This is a genomic window from Streptomyces sp. GC420 (assembly GCF_009916105.1).
In the GTDB taxonomy this organism is placed as follows: Bacteria; Actinomycetota; Actinomycetes; order Streptomycetales; family Streptomycetaceae; genus Streptomyces.
Map to the genome: position 1 here is coordinate 18,798 of NZ_JAAAXQ010000037.1, position 13,977 is coordinate 32,774.

Sequence of the window (13,977 nt, forward strand, 5' to 3'; positions counted from 1 at the left end):
CCCTGTGAAGAGGAAACACCCGCTGCGCCGGATCCTGATCGGCGTCGCCACCACCACGTCCGCCGTCGTGCTGCTGCTCGCCCTCAAGCAGCCGGGCACCACGGTGACCGGCGCTTCGGCGCAGACCGGTTCCGGGGTGCCGCCGGCGGCGGCCGCGGGGAACGGGGCCGGCGCCGCCGACGGGCAGACGGTGCTCGGGGACGCCACCGACACGCAGTACGGACCTGTGCAGGTGCGCCTCACGCTCGCCGGCGGGAAGATCACCGCCGCGGAGGCGGTCAAGGCGCCGAGCGGGGACGCGCGGAGCAAGCAGATCGCCGCCGACGCCATACCCAGGCTGAACCAGGCCGCGGTCGCGGCACAGAGCGCGGACATCGACGCCGTCTCCGGCGCCACCTACACCAGTGAGGGCTACATCAAGTCCTTGCAGAGCGCCATCGACAAGGCCGGATCGGCGGGCGCGGAGGACTCCGGGACCGGGGGCACCGCCGGGGCCGGTGGGGACGGGTCCGGTGCGGACGCCGGGGCCGGTGCGGACGCCGGTGCGGACGCGGGCACCGAAAACCCGGGCTCGGACGCGGGCTCCGCGTCCGGCTCGGGATCCGGCTCCGGAACGGGCGCGCCGAAGACCGTCCTGGGCGACGTGGCCAGCACCCAGTACGGCGACGTCCAGGTGCGGATCACCGTCAGCGGTGGCAGGATCACCGCCGCGGAGGCGGTCGAGGCACCCAGCGGCGACGCGCGCAGCAAGCAGATCGCCGCCGACGCCGTCCCCAGGCTCAACCAGGCCGCCGTCGCGGCACAGAGCGGCGCCATCGACGCCGTCTCCGGTGCCAGTTACACCAGCGAGGGCTACATCGAGTCGCTGCAGAGCGCCATCGACAAGGCCGGGCTGTGAAGACCGGCCAGGCGCGGCTGCGCCGTGTCGAGCACTCGATGGGGACGGTGTTCTCCTTCGACGTCCGCATGGGCCCGGACACCATCGTCCCGCGGGTGCAGGCCGGCCTCGGCGCCGCCGTGGCCGGTCTGCACCGGGTGGACGAGGTCTTCTCGACGTACCGCCCGGACAGCCAGGTCAGCCGGCTGTCCCGGGGCGAACTCGCCCTGGGGGACTGCGTCACCGAGGTGGCGGAGGTGCTGCGGCAGTGCGAGGAGGAGGAGCGGCTGAGCGACGGCTGGTTCACCGCGCGCTACGACGGGAGCCTCGATCCGACCGGGCTGGTCAAGGGCTGGGCGGTGGAGCGGGCCGTGCGCATGCTCGCCTCCGCCGGTGCCGGGTCGGTCTGCCTCAACGGCGGAGGCGACATCCAGCTCCACGGCGGTCCCTGGCGCGTCGGTATCTCGGACCCGCTGAACCCCGGCGGGCTGGTCACGGTGGTGGAGTCGGTCGAGGGCCTCGCCGTGGCCACCTCGGGTCCGGCCGAGCGCGGCTGCCACATCCTCGACCCGCGCACCCGCCGGGCGCCCGCCGAAGGGCTGGCGTCGATCACCGTCGTCTGCCCGGGCCTGACGCAGGCCGACGCGCGCGCGACGGCCGCCTATGCCATGGGCGCGCGTGCCGCCCGCGGCTGGCTGGAGGACCTCCCGGACACGGAGGGCTTCGCCGTCGCGGCGGACGGCAGTACGTGGCAGACGAGCGGATTCGCCCGTCACACGGCGAAACTGACGGCCTGAAACGGGCCGGGCCCCGGGCCCGGTGCTCCGGAGCCCGTCGTCCCGGACCGCCCGGGAACCCGGGCAGGCCGCTGCTCGGGGCAGCGGCCTCCAGGGCGCCCGCGGACCCCCACCGCGGGCGGTGACGCCGAGCGCCCGGCCGCGGTCCGGCGCCCCGGTGCCGGGCCGGATCGCCCCGGCACCGGGCAGAAGCCCCCGGCCCGGAGTCCGTGCCGCACCGGGCAGAAGCACTCGGCCCAGGAACCGCCCGGCCGGTGGCGGCCGGCTCAGCGCGCCTTCTGCGCCAGGCCCAGCAGGTGTTCCGCGAGTTCCTGCCCGCCCGCGGGATCGCGGCTGATGAGCAGCAGGGTGTCGTCGCCCGCGATGGTGCCGAGGATGTCGTAGACCTCCGCCTGGTCGATGGCCGAGGCGAGGAACTGCGCGGCGCCCGGCGGTGTGCGCACCACGACGAGGTTCGCGGATGCCTCCGCGGAGATCAGCAGCTCACCCGCCAGTCGGCGCATCCGCTGCTCCTTCACGGACTCGCCGAGCGGGGCCTGGGGGGTGCGGAACCCTCCTTCGCTCGGCACGGCGTAGATGAGCTCGCCGTCCGTGTTGCGGATCTTGACGGCGTTGAGTTCGTCGAGGTCGCGGGAGAGCGTCGCCTGGGTGACGCTCAGCCCGTCGTCGGCGAGGAGCTTGGCCAACTGGCTCTGGGAACGCACCGGGTGCCTGCCGAGGATCTCCACGATCCGCCGGTGGCGTGCGGTGCGGGTCTGCGGTACCGCGGGTCCCGCCCCGTGGCCGTTCTCCTGCGCCTCGGTCATCGTCGTCAGTCTCCGGATCGTCGTTCCCCGCCTGCGGCCTCGTGGGCCTTGTCGAGGACGCCGGGCAGGGCCCGGAGGAACGTGTCGACTTCGTCGTCCCCGAGGTTCAGCGGCGGCATGAGCCGTACGACATCGGGGGCGACTGCGTTCACCAGGAGACCGGCGTCCTGAGCCGTCTGCTGCACCTGCGGCGCGACGGACTCGGTGAGCACCATACCCAGCAGCAGGCCGGCCCCGCGCACATGATCGACCACCGGATGTCCCAGCGCCCCGATCCCGTTCCGCAGCCGCTCACCCGCGCGCTTGGCGTTCTCCAGCAGCCCTTCGGCCTCGATGGTGTCCAGCACGGCGAGCGCGGCGGCGCACACGACGGGGTTGCCGCCGAACGTGGAGCCGTGGTGGCCGGGGTTCAGCAGTTCGGCGGCCGGCCCGAAGGCCATGGTCGCGCCGAGCGGCAGTCCGCCGCCGAGGCCCTTGGCGAGGGTCATGATGTCCGGCTCGACGCCCTGCGCCTGGTGCTCGAACCAGTGGCCGCACCGGCCGATGCCGGTCTGCACCTCGTCGAGGACGAGCAGGGTGCCGGTGGCCCGGGTGATCTCACGGGCGGCCTGGAGGTAGCCCTTCGGGGGGACGACGACGCCGTTCTCACCCTGGATCGGCTCGATGACGACCAGCGCGGTCCGTTCGGTGACGGCCGCGCGCAGCGCCTCGGCGTCGCCGTAGGGGACGTGGGTGACCTCGCCGGGCAGCGGCAGGAACGGCTGCTGCTTCTTCGGCTGGCCCGTCAGGGCCAGCGCGCCCATCGTCCGGCCGTGGAAGCCGCCCTGGGTGGCGACCATGTGCGGGCGGCCGGTGAGCCGTCCGATCTTGAAGGCGGCCTCGACGGACTCGGCGCCGGAGTTGCAGAAGTAGACCCGTCCGGGGCGTCCGGCCAGGTGGAGGAGGCGTTCGGCGAGGGCGACCGGCGGTTCGGCGATGAAGAGGTTCGAGATGTGGGCGAGGGTGCCCATCTGCGCCGAGACGGCGTTCACGACGGCCGGGTGGGCGTGCCCCAGGGCGTTGACCGCGATGCCGCCGACGAAGTCCAGGTACTCGTTGCCGTCGGCGTCCCACACCTTGGTGCCCGCGCCGCGCACCAGGGCGATCCTGGGGGTGCCGTAGTTGTCCATCAGGGCGCCCTGCCAGCGGCCCGTCAGGCCCTGGTTGTCCCGGCCCCGGCTGTCCTGACCCTGGCTGTCCTGACCCCCGCTGTCCTGGGCCTGGTTGTTCATGACTCCCCCTCGGTTTCGGTGTCCTCGGACGGGTCGTCGGGCACGACCATGGTGCCGATGCCCTCGTCGGTGAAGATCTCCAGCAGGATCGAGTGCGGGACCCGGCCGTCGATCACGCGGGCCGTGTTGACCCCGTTGCGTACGGCGTGCAGGCAGCCCTCCATCTTGGGAACCATGCCGCTGGCCAGGTCGGGCAGCAGCTTCTCCAGTTCCCTCGCGGTGAGGCGGCTGATGACCTCGTCGCTGTCGGGCCAGTCCTCGTACAGCCCTTCGACGTCGGTCAGGACCATCATCGTCTCGGCGCCCAGTGCGGCGGCGAGTGCCGCGGCCGCCGTGTCCGCGTTGACGTTGTACACGTGTCCGTCGTCCTGGGAGCGGGCGATCGAGGAGACGACCGGAATCCGGCCGTCGGCGAGCAGTGCCTCGATGGCTCCGGTGTCGATCTCGGTGATCTGCCCGACCCGGCCGATGTCGACGGTCTCGCCGTCGATCTCGGCGTAGCGCTTGGTGGCCGACATCAGATGGGCGTCCTCACCGGTCATCCCGACGGCGAGCGGTCCGTGCTGGTTGAGCAGTCCGACGAGTTCGCGCTGCACCTGTCCGGCCAGCACCATGCGTACGACGTCCATCGCCTCGTCGGTGGTGACGCGCAGGCCGGCCTTGAACTCGGAGACCAGCCCGTGCTTGTCGAGCTGGGCGCTGATCTGCGGGCCGCCGCCGTGCACGACGACGGGCTTGAGACCGGCCTGCCGCAGGAACACGACGTCCTGGGCGAAGGCGGCCTTGAGGTCCTCGTCGACCATGGCGTTGCCGCCGAACTTGATGACGACGGTCTTGCCGTAGTGCCGGGTCAGCCAGGGCAGCGCCTCGATGAGGATCTGCGCCTTCGGCAGCGCGGTGTGCTTCCGTGTGGCATTCATGAGGAGTACGCGCTGTTCTCGTGGACGTAGTCGGCGGTCAGGTCGTTGGTCCAGATCACGGCCGACTCGGAACCCGCGGAGAGGTCGGCGGTGACGCGGACCTCCCGGTAGCGCATGTCGACCAGCTCCCGGTCCTCGCCGACAGAACCGTTCTTGCAGACCCAGACGCCGTTGATCGCGACGTTCAGCCGGTCCGGGTCGAAGGCCGCCGAGGTGGTGCCGATGGCGGACAGGACGCGGCCCCAGTTGGGGTCCTCGCCGTGGATGGCGCACTTGAGGAGGTTGTTGCGGGCGATGGAGCGGCCCACCTCCACGGCGTCGTCCTCGCTCGCGGCGCCCACCACCTCAATGCGGATGTCCTTGCTCGCGCCCTCCGCGTCACCGATGAGCTGCCGGGCGAGGTCCGCGCACACGTCCCGCACGGCGGCGGCGAACTCGTCCTCGGCGGGCACCAGTGAGGAGGCGCCCGAGGCGAGCAGCAGGACGGTGTCGTTGGTCGACATGCAGCCGTCGGAGTCGATCCGGTCGAAGGTCACCCGGGTCGCGGCCCGCAGTGACCGGTCGAGCACGCCGGCGTCCACGTCGGCGTCCGTGGTGAGGACGACCAGCATGGTGGCCAGGCCGGGGGCGAGCATGCCCGCGCCCTTGGCCATGCCGCCGACGACCCAGCCGTCCCGTTCGGCGACGGCGGTCTTGTGCACGCTGTCGGTGGTCTTGATGGCGATGGCGGCCTTCTCGCCGCCGTGCGGGGAGAGTTCGGCGGCGACCCGCTCGATCCCGGGGAGGAGCTTGTCCATGGGGAGCAGGAGGCCGATCAGCCCGGTGGAGGCGACGGCCACCTCCCCGGCGCTGTGCCCGGGCAGCACCTCGGCCACCTTCTCGGCGGTCGCGTGGGTGTCCTGGAAGCCCTTCGGGCCCGTGCAGGCGTTGGCGCCGCCCGAGTTGAGGACGACCGCGGAGACCTGGCCGCCCTTGACGACCTGCTCGGACCACAGGACGGGGGCGGCCTTGACGCGGTTGGAGGTGAAGACGCCCGCGGCTGCCAGACGGGGCCCGTTGTTGACCACGAGGGCCAGGTCCGGGTTGCCGTTCTCCTTGATCCCGGCGGCGATGCCCGCCGCCGTGAATCCCTTCGCTGCCGTGACGCTCAAGGTGCCACTCCGATCGTGGAAAGTCCCGTGTCCTCGGGGAACCCGAGGGCGATGTTCATGCTCTGCACCGCGCCGCCGGCGGTGCCCTTGGTGAGGTTGTCGATGGCGCTGATCCCGATGATCCGCCCCGCTGCCTCGTCGTACGCGACCTGCACCTGGACGGCGTTGGACCCGTACACGGACGCGGTCGCGGGCCACTGCCCTTCGGGCAGCAGGTGGACGAACGACTCGTCGGCGTACGCCTTCCCGTAGACGGCCCTGACCGTCTCCGCGGTGACCCCGGGACGGGCCTTCGCGCTGCACGTGGCGAGGATGCCGCGCGGCATCGGGGCGAGGGTCGGCGTGAAGGAGACGGTGACCGGCTCGCCCGCGACGGCGCTCAGGTTCTGGATCATCTCCGGGGTGTGCCGGTGCACACCGCCGACGCCGTACGGACTCATGGAGCCCATGACCTCGCTGCCCAGCAGATGCGGCTTGGGCGTCTTGCCCGCCCCGGAAGTGCCGGAGGCGGCGGTGATCACGGCCTCGGGCTCCGCGAGCCCGCCGGCGTACGCCGGGAAGAGGGCGAGCGAGACCGCCGTGGGATAGCAGCCCGGAACCGCGATGCGCTTGGACCCCTCCAGCGCGGCGCGCGCCCCGGGCAGTTCGGGAAGGCCGTACGGCCAGCTGCCGGCGTGCGGGGATCCGTAGAACTTCTCCCAGTCCGCCGCGTCCTTCAGCCGGAAGTCCGCGCCCATGTCGACGACCAGCACCTCGTCCCCGAGCTGTTCGGCGACGGCGGCGGACTGCCCGTGCGGCAGCGCGAGGAAGACCACGTCGTGCCCGGCGAGCACCTCGGCCGCGGTCGGCTCCAGCACCCGTCCGGCGAGCGGCAGCAGGTGCGGCTGCAGGCCGCCCAGCCGCTGCCCGGCGTTCGAGTGGCCGGTCAGAGCGCCGATCTCGATCTCCGGGTGAGTGATCAGCAGACGGAGCAGTTCCCCGCCCGCGTATCCGCTCGCTCCCGCCACCGCTGCTCGTACCGCCATCGTCGGACCCTCCTCATCGATGGCATGACTATACGCAGCACCGAACTTTTATGCAAAGCCTTTCCCCCGGCTCCGGCGCCTCCGTCTCCAGTGTCTTCCTGAGAAGCGGGCCGTGGAGCCGGGCGGCGCGCCGCCCGGCTCCACGGCCTGCCCGGCTCGGGCACCAGCTCCCGCATCACGGCCGGAGGCAGCGACGGGTTGGCGGCCGCCGCCTCCACGACGCGCCGGTCGTCGTCGGCGAGCAGCTCGACGATCAGCGGCGGCGGCAGGGCCGGGTGCCCGGCGGCCACCGGCCGTGCCCGCCCGTCCGCCAGGCAGGCGAGCAGTGCCGGGACCGCGGCGTTGCGGTGCCGGGCGACCTCGCGCACCGCCTTCCGCACCGGCGGTACGTGTTCGGCCAGGTCCTCGAGCAGAGCCGGCGGCGCGTCCGCAGGGACCGGCTGGAGCTCTCAGCCACACCTCCCGGACCCCCGGTGTCGAGCGGTTCACGAGTCGGCCCCGCACGCGCGGCCCACCCGGTACTCGGGGGAGGACGGGTGGGAGAGGGCACATAGCATCGGCACCGACATGGACATCACCACCTGGGGCCTGGTCGCCCTCGCGGCCGCGGCTCTGCTCGTCGGGTTCTCCAAGACGGCGGTCAACGGCGCCAACACCATCAGTCTCGCGGTCTTCGCCGCGGTGCTCCCCGCCCGGGAGTCCACCGGCGCCCTGCTGCCCCTGCTGCTGGTGGGGGACGTCATCGCGGTGATCACCTACCGTCGGCACGCTCACTGGCCGACACTGCTGCGCATGTTCCCGGCGGTCGCGGTCGGCGTGGGCGCGGGCACGCTCTTCGTGGCCTGGGCCGGCGACACCACGATCCGGCGGTCGATCGGCGCGATCCTGCTGTTCATGGTCGCCGTGACGCTCTGGCGCCGCCGGGTCGCCGCCCGCGCCGCGGCGCGGGACGAGGACACGGCGCAGGACGAGGACGAGGACGAGAACGCGATGCGGGGCGAGGACGCGCCCGGGGCGGCCGGAACGGGGAAGGCACGCCTGAGGGCCCAGTCGTACGGCGTGGCCGGCGGCTTCACCACCATGGTGGCCAACGCGGGCGGCCCCGTGATGTCGCTCTACCTCCTGTCCGCGGGCTTCCGCAAGCTCGGCTTCCTCGGCACCTCCGCCTGGTTCTTCCTGGTGGTCAACGCCTTCAAGGTGCCGTTCATGGTCGGCCTCGACCTGATCAACGCGGACTCGCTGAAACTGGACGCGATGCTGGCACTGGCCGTGGTACTGGGGGCGCTCGTCGGGCGGGCGGCCGTCACCCATATCAACCAGCGGCTCTTCGACCGGCTGGTCATCGCGGCGACCGTGATCGGCGGGCTTCAGCTGCTCCTGCGCTGACCACCGGTCGCCCGGGCCACGAAGGGGCGCGGGCCCGTGACAGCATGCGGCTCCGCCGCGTGGGCGCGGTTCGGCCACGACGCCCCCGCGAGTCGACGCACCGGGCTGCCGGCGGAGCGCTCGGCACGAAACAGCGCGGCACCGAACGGCGCGGCGCGATCGGTCCTTCTCCGCGGTGTTCACCGCCTGGCGGGTCCCCGGTGCGGGCGGTCGGCCGTGCCGCGCCGTGCCGCGCGCACGACGCCGGGCGAAATCCAGTCGGCGGGGGCACAGGCCGGCGGCAGAGGCCGGAGGCCGCGGGCGCCGTGCGGCGGCGGGCCACCGACCGGGCCTGCGGCCCCTGGGACCGTCAGGCCAGTACCTCGTCGCACGCCACGGCCAGCCGCCGCACCCCCTCGGCGATCTCGGCGGCCCCCGCCACCCCCGCGAAACTCAGCCGCAGATGGCCGGCGGGCGGCTCGGCGCAGAAGTAGGGGCGGCCGGGGGCGACCGCCACGCCCGTGCGCAGCGCCGCCGACAGCAGGGCGGTCTCATCGGCGCCCTCGGGGAGGCGGAGCCAGAGGTGGTATCCCCCGGAGGGCACATGGGCGAGGCGCAGGGACGGCAGACGGGTGGCGAGCGCCGTGGTCATGGCCTCACGGCGGGAGCGCAGTTCGGCGGCGACGCTCCGCAGGTGCCGCGGCCACGCGGGCGAGCCGACCAGTTCGAGCGCCGCCTCCTGCAGCGGGCGCGGGACGAAGAAGCTGTCGACGACCTGGATGGCGCGCAGCCGTTCCAGCACCGGTCCGCGGGCGACCAGGGCGCCGACCCGCAGGCTCGGTGAGGTGACCTTGGTCAGCGAGAAGACGTGCACCACGACGCCGTCCGGGTCCTGGGCCGTCAGGGTCGGGGGCAGCGGCCCCGCGTCCTCGTGGGCCATCCGCCGGGCGAAGTCGTCCTCGACGACGAAGGCTCCGGCGGCGCGGGCGATGCGCAGCACCTCGCGGCGCCGCGGTTCGGACAGGACGGCGCCGGTGGGGTTCTGGAACAGCGGCTGGCAGACGAGGACGCGCGCGCCGGTCGCGGCGAACGCGGAGGCCAGCAGCTCCGGGCGGACGCCCTCCGCGTCGATGGGCACAGGCACGGGCCGCAGCCCGGAGGCGCGGGCGACGGCGAGCATGCCGGGATAGGTCGGCGACTCCACGAGCACCGGGGCGCCGGGCGGGGCGAGCGCGCGCAGCGCGGTGGTCAGTGCGCTCTGGCCGCCCGCGGTGACCAGCACCTCCGCCGGGGTGACGGCGCCGCCCGTCTCCCGCGCGAACCAGGCGCGCAGCTCGGGCAGTCCGTCGACGGGCGGCCGGCCCCAGGCGCCCGGCCTGCGCCCGGCGCGGGCGAGGGCCGCGGCCATGGCCCGCTCCGGCTGCAGGGAGGGGTGCAGATAGCCGCCGTTGAACTCCACCACGCCGGTCGGCGGGGCGGCGAGGGTGACGAGGACACCCGAGGCATCGACGGCGCGCGGTACGAGTTCACGGTCCGCCTCGGCGCTCAGGGCGACCTCCTGCCAGGAGGTGTCCCCGACGGCGGCCACGGGTGTACGGGGTTCCGCGCGGAAGGCGCCCGCACCCGGACGGGTGACGACAAGGCCCTCGGCGGCGAGTGCGCCGAGGGCTCGCGAGACGGTGACCGGGCTGACCCTGAACCGTTCCACCAGGGCGCGACTCGACGGCAGTTTCTCACCTGGCGAGTAGCGGTCGATCTCACCGCGCAGGATAGTCGCCAGTTCACCCACACTGCTACGCTCGTGCATGAGAGCACAGGATAGCGCTATCGCCCCGGTCGCGATAGCAGTGAGCAGCGGCCCGGCCGGTGATGGCGGCACCGGGTCCCACGACGACACCTCGGCGCAGGGCCGCACGACAGGGCACGGCACCACGGCCGCACATCACAGCGGCGCAGCCGCACACGGGGCCACGACGGCGTACGGCGGCACGGTCCTCGCCGCCCTCGGCGTGATCGCTTTCTCGCTGACGTTCCCCGCCACCGTCTGGGGCCTGGAAGGCTTCGGCCCCTGGTCCCTGACCGCCGTGCGCGGGGTGCTCGCCGGCCTCGTCGCCGCCGGTGCGCTGCTCGCCCTGCGCGTCCCGCTCCCCCACCGCCGCCACTGGCCCGGCCTGCTCATGGTCGCCGCCGGCACGGTGGTCGGATTCCCGCTGCTGACCACCCTGGCCCTGCAGACGTCGACCACCTCGCACGCCGCCGTCGTCGTCGGGCTGCTCCCGCTGACCACCGCGGCCCTCTCCGCGCTGCGCACCGGCACCCGGCCCTCGCGCGTGTTCTGGGCGGCGGCGCTCGCCGGTGCCGCCGTGGTGGCCGTGTTCGCCGTACGGCAGAGCGGGGGCGCGCCGGGCACCGGGGACCTCTACCTCTTCGCGGCGCTGCTGATCTGCGCCGCGGGCTACACGGAGGGCGGCCGGCTCGCCCGGGTGATGCCGGGCTGGCAGGTCATCTCCTGGGCACTGATCGCCTCCCTGCCGCTCGCCCTCGCCGGCTCCGCGCTGGCCCTGTCGTACGAGCCGGTGCGGCTGACCGGGCACGCGGTGGCCGGGCTGCTCTGGGTCGCGGCGGGCTCGCAGTTCTTCGGGCTGGTGGTCTGGTACCGGGGCATGGCGGCCATCGGTGTGGCGCGGGCCAGTCAGCTGCAGCTCGCCCAGCCGCTGCTCACCCTGTTCTGGTCGGTGTTCCTGCTGGGTGAACACCTCACGCCCGCCGCTCCGGCCGCGGCGCTGGCGGTGCTGCTGTGCATCGTCGTCACGCAGCGTGCCGCCCAGAGTGGCGGGAGACGCCCCCGGTCGTAGACTCGTGAAGACGGACGGACCGACCGCCAGTCCCGAGGAGGTCACTCCTGATGGAAGCCACTGTGGGCGACTGGCTGCTCGTACACGGCAGGATCGTGGGGCAGCACGACAAGGTCGCGGAGATCATCGAGGTACTGGGGGAAGGCGGTACGCCGCCCTACCGTGTGCGGTTCGAGGACGGGCACGAGGCGATCATGTCGCCCGGTCCCGACTCCGTGGTACGCCACCTGAGGCCGCAGCACCACTGAGAACCGTTCTTGGAGGCTGAAGCGGGAGTGGGTCCTGTTGCCGGGACCCGTGCTCAGCCGAACGCCCCGAACGGTGTTGGGTGTTCTGGTTGCCCGCTTTCGCTCCGCTTCCGGCGCGCACGGATCGTGTCCGTGGTCCGGGGATGCGGGGGCGGGTTCCCCCACGCCCTGGGGCGCCCGGTCGGGCCTGGACGGTCCGATACCCGCACCCATCGCTCTGGTGGGTGCGGGGCGGTGCCGTCCGTCGTCGGATCGGGTGTCCCAGGACGCGCCTGCCGATGGCCACGGCGGCCGCGTCGTGGCGCGTGGTCCTGCGGTTCTTGGTGGTGAGGGGTTTGCGCCAGTGATGGGCGCCCCACTTGCTGGTGTGGGCGGGGTCGACGCCGACGACGGGGATGCCGAGTCCGGCCGCCATCGACACCAGGCGGGTCCGCAGCCTGGAGGTGGGCATGCCGGAGACGAGGTGGCGGAACCTCTTTCGCCGGGCCGTGTTTCTCGCGGGTGGTCTCCGCGGTGAAGTCGAGATCTTCGACCGCGATGGCGAGGCCGTGCCGGGCTGCGAAGTACAGCAGCCTGATCAGGGCATGGCGTAGCTGTGCGTCCCGATGCTGCGTGGTGCCGGTGAGGTCGTGGAAGAACCGCCAAGGGCTGCCGATCGGGTTGCCGTGTTCGTCGAGGCGCCAGGCGGCCAGGTGGTTCGGCGTTGGTGTCCACCCCGGCCATGCCCCTCGCGCGGGCCGCCGCCAGGGGGACGGTCTGGGCCGGGGGGATGGTCCAGGAGTCGGTCAGGTACCGGCGCCGGTGTGCGGTGTCCTCGTGGATGCGGTAGGCGACGGCCCGGTGGGCAGAGACCCGTTCGGCCCACTGCTCCCCCGGTGCGCGAACGGCACCTTCACGGGAGCACGTACCGGCCGTGCGGAGCGTTCGCCAGGTGCGCCAACAGCACAGGGAGCCTGATCGAGACCTCGCCGCCGGGGGTGACGCGGATGGTCTCGTTGCCGAACCGTTTGCCGAACCGTTTGCCGGACTCGCCGTCCGCGGCGAGAAACCGGCGCCCGGCCTCCCATCGGGCACGCCGCTGCTCCTTGGTGAGCCGCGCCGCGTTCAGGTGGTGGCGGGTGTTCAGCAGCCGCCTGCCGCCGCGCACCACACGCACGACCCCTGCGTCCCGGTCCGCCCGCGCGGCCCGGAGCCAAGAACTCCCGTTCCCCGCCCCGTCGGAGAGCGTGCACGCCACTACCCGCAGGCTCACTCACGCACGCCGGAACACGCGCAAACGCAGTCGACCGCCACCTGTTCACAGTCCCCGGCAACGTGCGCGAACAGTGCCCGCGTGCACGTGTCATCGCCGGCCGCCGTAGTGGTCGGCGATGACGCGCGCCAGCGCTCCGTTGCGGTCCGCGGCCACTTCCCTCGCCGAGAAGTAGACGTGGCCGCCGACCTCGGCGTGGCGCGCGCCGAGCGCCACGTGCCGGGAGAGTTCGGCGACGTCCTGCCAGGCCGCCGGCTGCGCCGGGTCGCCGGCCCGGTACAGCGCCTCGCCGAGGTACAGGTCGACGCCGGTGCCGCGGACGACCGATGACCACCAGGGCACGAGGGCCGCGTAGTCGGCGGCCGCGAAGCCGATGTGCCAGTACAGCTGGGGCACGATGTAGTCGATCCACCCCTCCTTGATCCACTTCCGGGTGTCGGCGTGCAGGTCGTCGTACGTCTGCACACCTGCCGCGGTGTCGGAGCCCAGCGGGTCGGTGGCGGAGTTGCGCCAGATCCCGAACGGGCTGATGCCGAAGCGCACCTCCGGCTTGAGCGCCTTGACGCGTTCGCCCGTCCCGCGCACCAGCCGGTCGGTGTTGTCGCGTCGCCAGGCCGCACGGTCGGGGAAGCCCGCGCCGTGGGCGGCGTACGCCTCGTCGTCGTCGAAGTCCTGGCCGGCCACGGGATAGGGGTAGAAGTAGTCGTCGAAGTGGACGGCGTCGATGTCGTAGCGCGCCACCGCGTCCAGCATCGCGTCCTGCACGAAGCGCCGGACCTCGGGCAGGCCCGGGTTGTAGTAGAGCTTCCCGCCGTACGGGACGACCCACTCGGGGTGCACCCTGGCCGGGTGCGAGGCGGCCAGGCGCGCCGGATCGGTGTGGTTGGCCACGCGGTACGGGTTGAACCAGGCGTGCAGTTCCAGGCCCCTGGCGTGCGCCTCGCTCACCGCGGTGCCCAGCGGGTCCCAGCCCGGGTCCTTCCCCTGGGTGCCGGTGAGGTACTGCGCCCAGGGCTCGTGGGCCGAGGGCCACAGAGCATCGGCGGTGGGCCGCACCTGCAGGACGACGGCGTTCAGCCGGCGGCCGACGGCCGCGTCGAGGAGGGCCCGGAGTTCGGCCCTCTGCCGGGCGGCGGGCAGGCCCGGCTCCGAGGGCCAGTCGCGGTTGGCGACGGTGGCGAGCCACATGCCCCGGAAGTCCCGCCCCGGAGCCTTCCCGCGCCGGGGCCCGGCCGCCCCCGGGTCCGCGGCGGACGCGGCCGCTGCGGAAGCGGCCGGCAGCCCGGCGACGAGCGCGGCGAGCGCGACGGACAGCCTCCTGCGGGAAAGACGGCTCATGGACACTCCCTGATCGTTCGTCATCCTCCGCCGATGATGGGGGTGTTGTCCGCCCCGGGCAATCAGCCACCC

Annotated in this window: 12 protein-coding genes and 2 pseudogenes; 5 read left to right on the top strand and 9 right to left on the bottom strand. The window is 73.3% G+C overall.

Annotated features, from left to right (window positions below; all coding sequences use genetic code 11):
- Positions 1-4 precede the first annotated feature (4 nt).
- Together GUY61_RS07535 and GUY61_RS07540 are read left to right on the top strand one after the other, a co-directional pair.
- Positions 5-898 carry an FMN-binding protein gene (locus tag GUY61_RS07535; RefSeq protein ID WP_166629282.1) on the top strand — a complete coding sequence of 298 codons (894 nt, stop codon included), beginning with the start codon at positions 5-7 and terminating at the stop codon, positions 896-898.
- Positions 899-936: 38 nt separating this feature from the next.
- The gene (locus GUY61_RS07540; protein ID WP_166629293.1) at positions 937-1,674 is read left to right on the top strand and encodes an FAD:protein FMN transferase; all 738 of its coding nucleotides are present in this window, start codon (positions 937-939) and stop codon (positions 1,672-1,674) included.
- A gap of 266 nt (positions 1,675-1,940) precedes the next feature.
- Here GUY61_RS07540 and GUY61_RS07545 read toward each other — a convergent pair whose 3' ends face one another.
- The 6 genes and pseudogenes from GUY61_RS07545 to GUY61_RS39855 all read right to left on the bottom strand — a co-directional run.
- Positions 1,941-2,480 (bottom strand): arginine repressor, encoded by a 540-nt coding sequence (locus GUY61_RS07545; protein WP_166629283.1) that lies wholly within the window; start codon positions 2,478-2,480, stop codon positions 1,941-1,943.
- A gap of 5 nt (positions 2,481-2,485) precedes the next feature.
- Positions 2,486-3,649 (bottom strand): acetylornithine transaminase, encoded by a 1,164-nt coding sequence (locus tag GUY61_RS07550; protein WP_243766260.1) that lies wholly within the window; start codon positions 3,647-3,649, stop codon positions 2,486-2,488.
- 98 nt (positions 3,650-3,747) lie between these two features.
- A complete protein-coding gene (argB, locus tag GUY61_RS07555; RefSeq protein ID WP_166629285.1) occupies positions 3,748-4,671 on the bottom strand; it encodes an acetylglutamate kinase in 924 nt (307 codons plus the stop codon).
- Complete coding sequence (argJ, locus tag GUY61_RS07560; protein ID WP_166629286.1) at positions 4,668-5,822, bottom strand: bifunctional glutamate N-acetyltransferase/amino-acid acetyltransferase ArgJ; 1,155 nt, start codon at positions 5,820-5,822, stop codon at positions 4,668-4,670. Before argJ ends, argB begins: the two co-directional genes overlap by 4 nt.
- Entirely contained in the window at positions 5,819-6,847 is a 1,029-nt protein-coding gene (gene argC, locus GUY61_RS07565) for an N-acetyl-gamma-glutamyl-phosphate reductase (RefSeq protein ID WP_166629287.1), read from the bottom strand. Before argC ends, argJ begins: the two co-directional genes overlap by 4 nt.
- Before the next feature lie 161 nt (positions 6,848-7,008).
- Positions 7,009-7,275: pseudogene (locus tag GUY61_RS39855) on the bottom strand (hypothetical protein); the annotation flags it as partial.
- Positions 7,276-7,414: 139 nt separating this feature from the next.
- Between GUY61_RS39855 and GUY61_RS07570 the strand changes: the two are divergent.
- Positions 7,415-8,233 carry a sulfite exporter TauE/SafE family protein gene (locus GUY61_RS07570; RefSeq protein ID WP_166629288.1) on the top strand — a complete coding sequence of 273 codons (819 nt, stop codon included), beginning with the start codon at positions 7,415-7,417 and terminating at the stop codon, positions 8,231-8,233.
- Positions 8,234-8,582: 349 nt separating this feature from the next.
- Here GUY61_RS07570 and GUY61_RS07575 read toward each other — a convergent pair whose 3' ends face one another.
- Positions 8,583-10,019 (bottom strand): PLP-dependent aminotransferase family protein, encoded by a 1,437-nt coding sequence (locus GUY61_RS07575; protein WP_166629289.1) that lies wholly within the window; start codon positions 10,017-10,019, stop codon positions 8,583-8,585.
- Between GUY61_RS07575 and GUY61_RS07580 the strand changes: the two genes are divergently transcribed.
- Together GUY61_RS07580 and GUY61_RS07585 are read left to right on the top strand one after the other, a co-directional pair.
- Positions 10,018-11,067 carry a DMT family transporter gene (locus GUY61_RS07580; protein ID WP_166629290.1) on the top strand — a complete coding sequence of 350 codons (1,050 nt, stop codon included), beginning with the start codon at positions 10,018-10,020 and terminating at the stop codon, positions 11,065-11,067. The genes GUY61_RS07575 and GUY61_RS07580 overlap by 2 nt on opposite strands.
- 50 nt (positions 11,068-11,117) lie before the next feature.
- Positions 11,118-11,315, top strand: a complete 198-nt coding sequence (locus GUY61_RS07585; protein ID WP_166629294.1) for a DUF1918 domain-containing protein — start codon at positions 11,118-11,120, stop codon at positions 11,313-11,315.
- 57 nt (positions 11,316-11,372) lie between these two features.
- Here the strand turns inward: GUY61_RS07585 and GUY61_RS07590 are convergent.
- Both GUY61_RS07590 and GUY61_RS07595 read right to left on the bottom strand, forming a co-directional pair.
- A pseudogene (locus GUY61_RS07590) lies at positions 11,373-12,507 on the bottom strand (IS200/IS605 family accessory protein TnpB-related protein); the annotation flags it as partial.
- A gap of 150 nt (positions 12,508-12,657) precedes the next feature.
- The gene (locus GUY61_RS07595; protein ID WP_166629291.1) at positions 12,658-13,905 is read right to left on the bottom strand and encodes a glycoside hydrolase family 10 protein; all 1,248 of its coding nucleotides are present in this window, start codon (positions 13,903-13,905) and stop codon (positions 12,658-12,660) included.
- Positions 13,906-13,977 lie beyond the last annotated feature (72 nt).

Coding starts and splice junctions, on each gene's coding strand:
- GUY61_RS07540 (WP_166629293.1), top strand. CDS start 937: ATGGGGACGGTGTTCTCCTTCGACGTCCGCATGGGCCCGGACACCATC.
- GUY61_RS07545 (WP_166629283.1), bottom strand. CDS start 2,480: ATGACCGAGGCGCAGGAGAACGGCCACGGGGCGGGACCCGCGGTACCG.
- GUY61_RS07550 (WP_243766260.1), bottom strand. CDS start 3,649: ATGGACAACTACGGCACCCCCAGGATCGCCCTGGTGCGCGGCGCGGGC.
- argB (WP_166629285.1), bottom strand. CDS start 4,671: ATGAATGCCACACGGAAGCACACCGCGCTGCCGAAGGCGCAGATCCTC.
- argC (WP_166629287.1), bottom strand. CDS start 6,847: ATGGCGGTACGAGCAGCGGTGGCGGGAGCGAGCGGATACGCGGGCGGG.
- GUY61_RS07570 (WP_166629288.1), top strand. CDS start 7,415: ATGGACATCACCACCTGGGGCCTGGTCGCCCTCGCGGCCGCGGCTCTG.
- GUY61_RS07580 (WP_166629290.1), top strand. CDS start 10,018: ATGAGAGCACAGGATAGCGCTATCGCCCCGGTCGCGATAGCAGTGAGC.
- GUY61_RS07575 (WP_166629289.1), bottom strand. CDS start 10,019: ATGCACGAGCGTAGCAGTGTGGGTGAACTGGCGACTATCCTGCGCGGT.
- GUY61_RS07585 (WP_166629294.1), top strand. CDS start 11,118: ATGGAAGCCACTGTGGGCGACTGGCTGCTCGTACACGGCAGGATCGTG.
- GUY61_RS07595 (WP_166629291.1), bottom strand. CDS start 13,905: ATGAGCCGTCTTTCCCGCAGGAGGCTGTCCGTCGCGCTCGCCGCGCTC.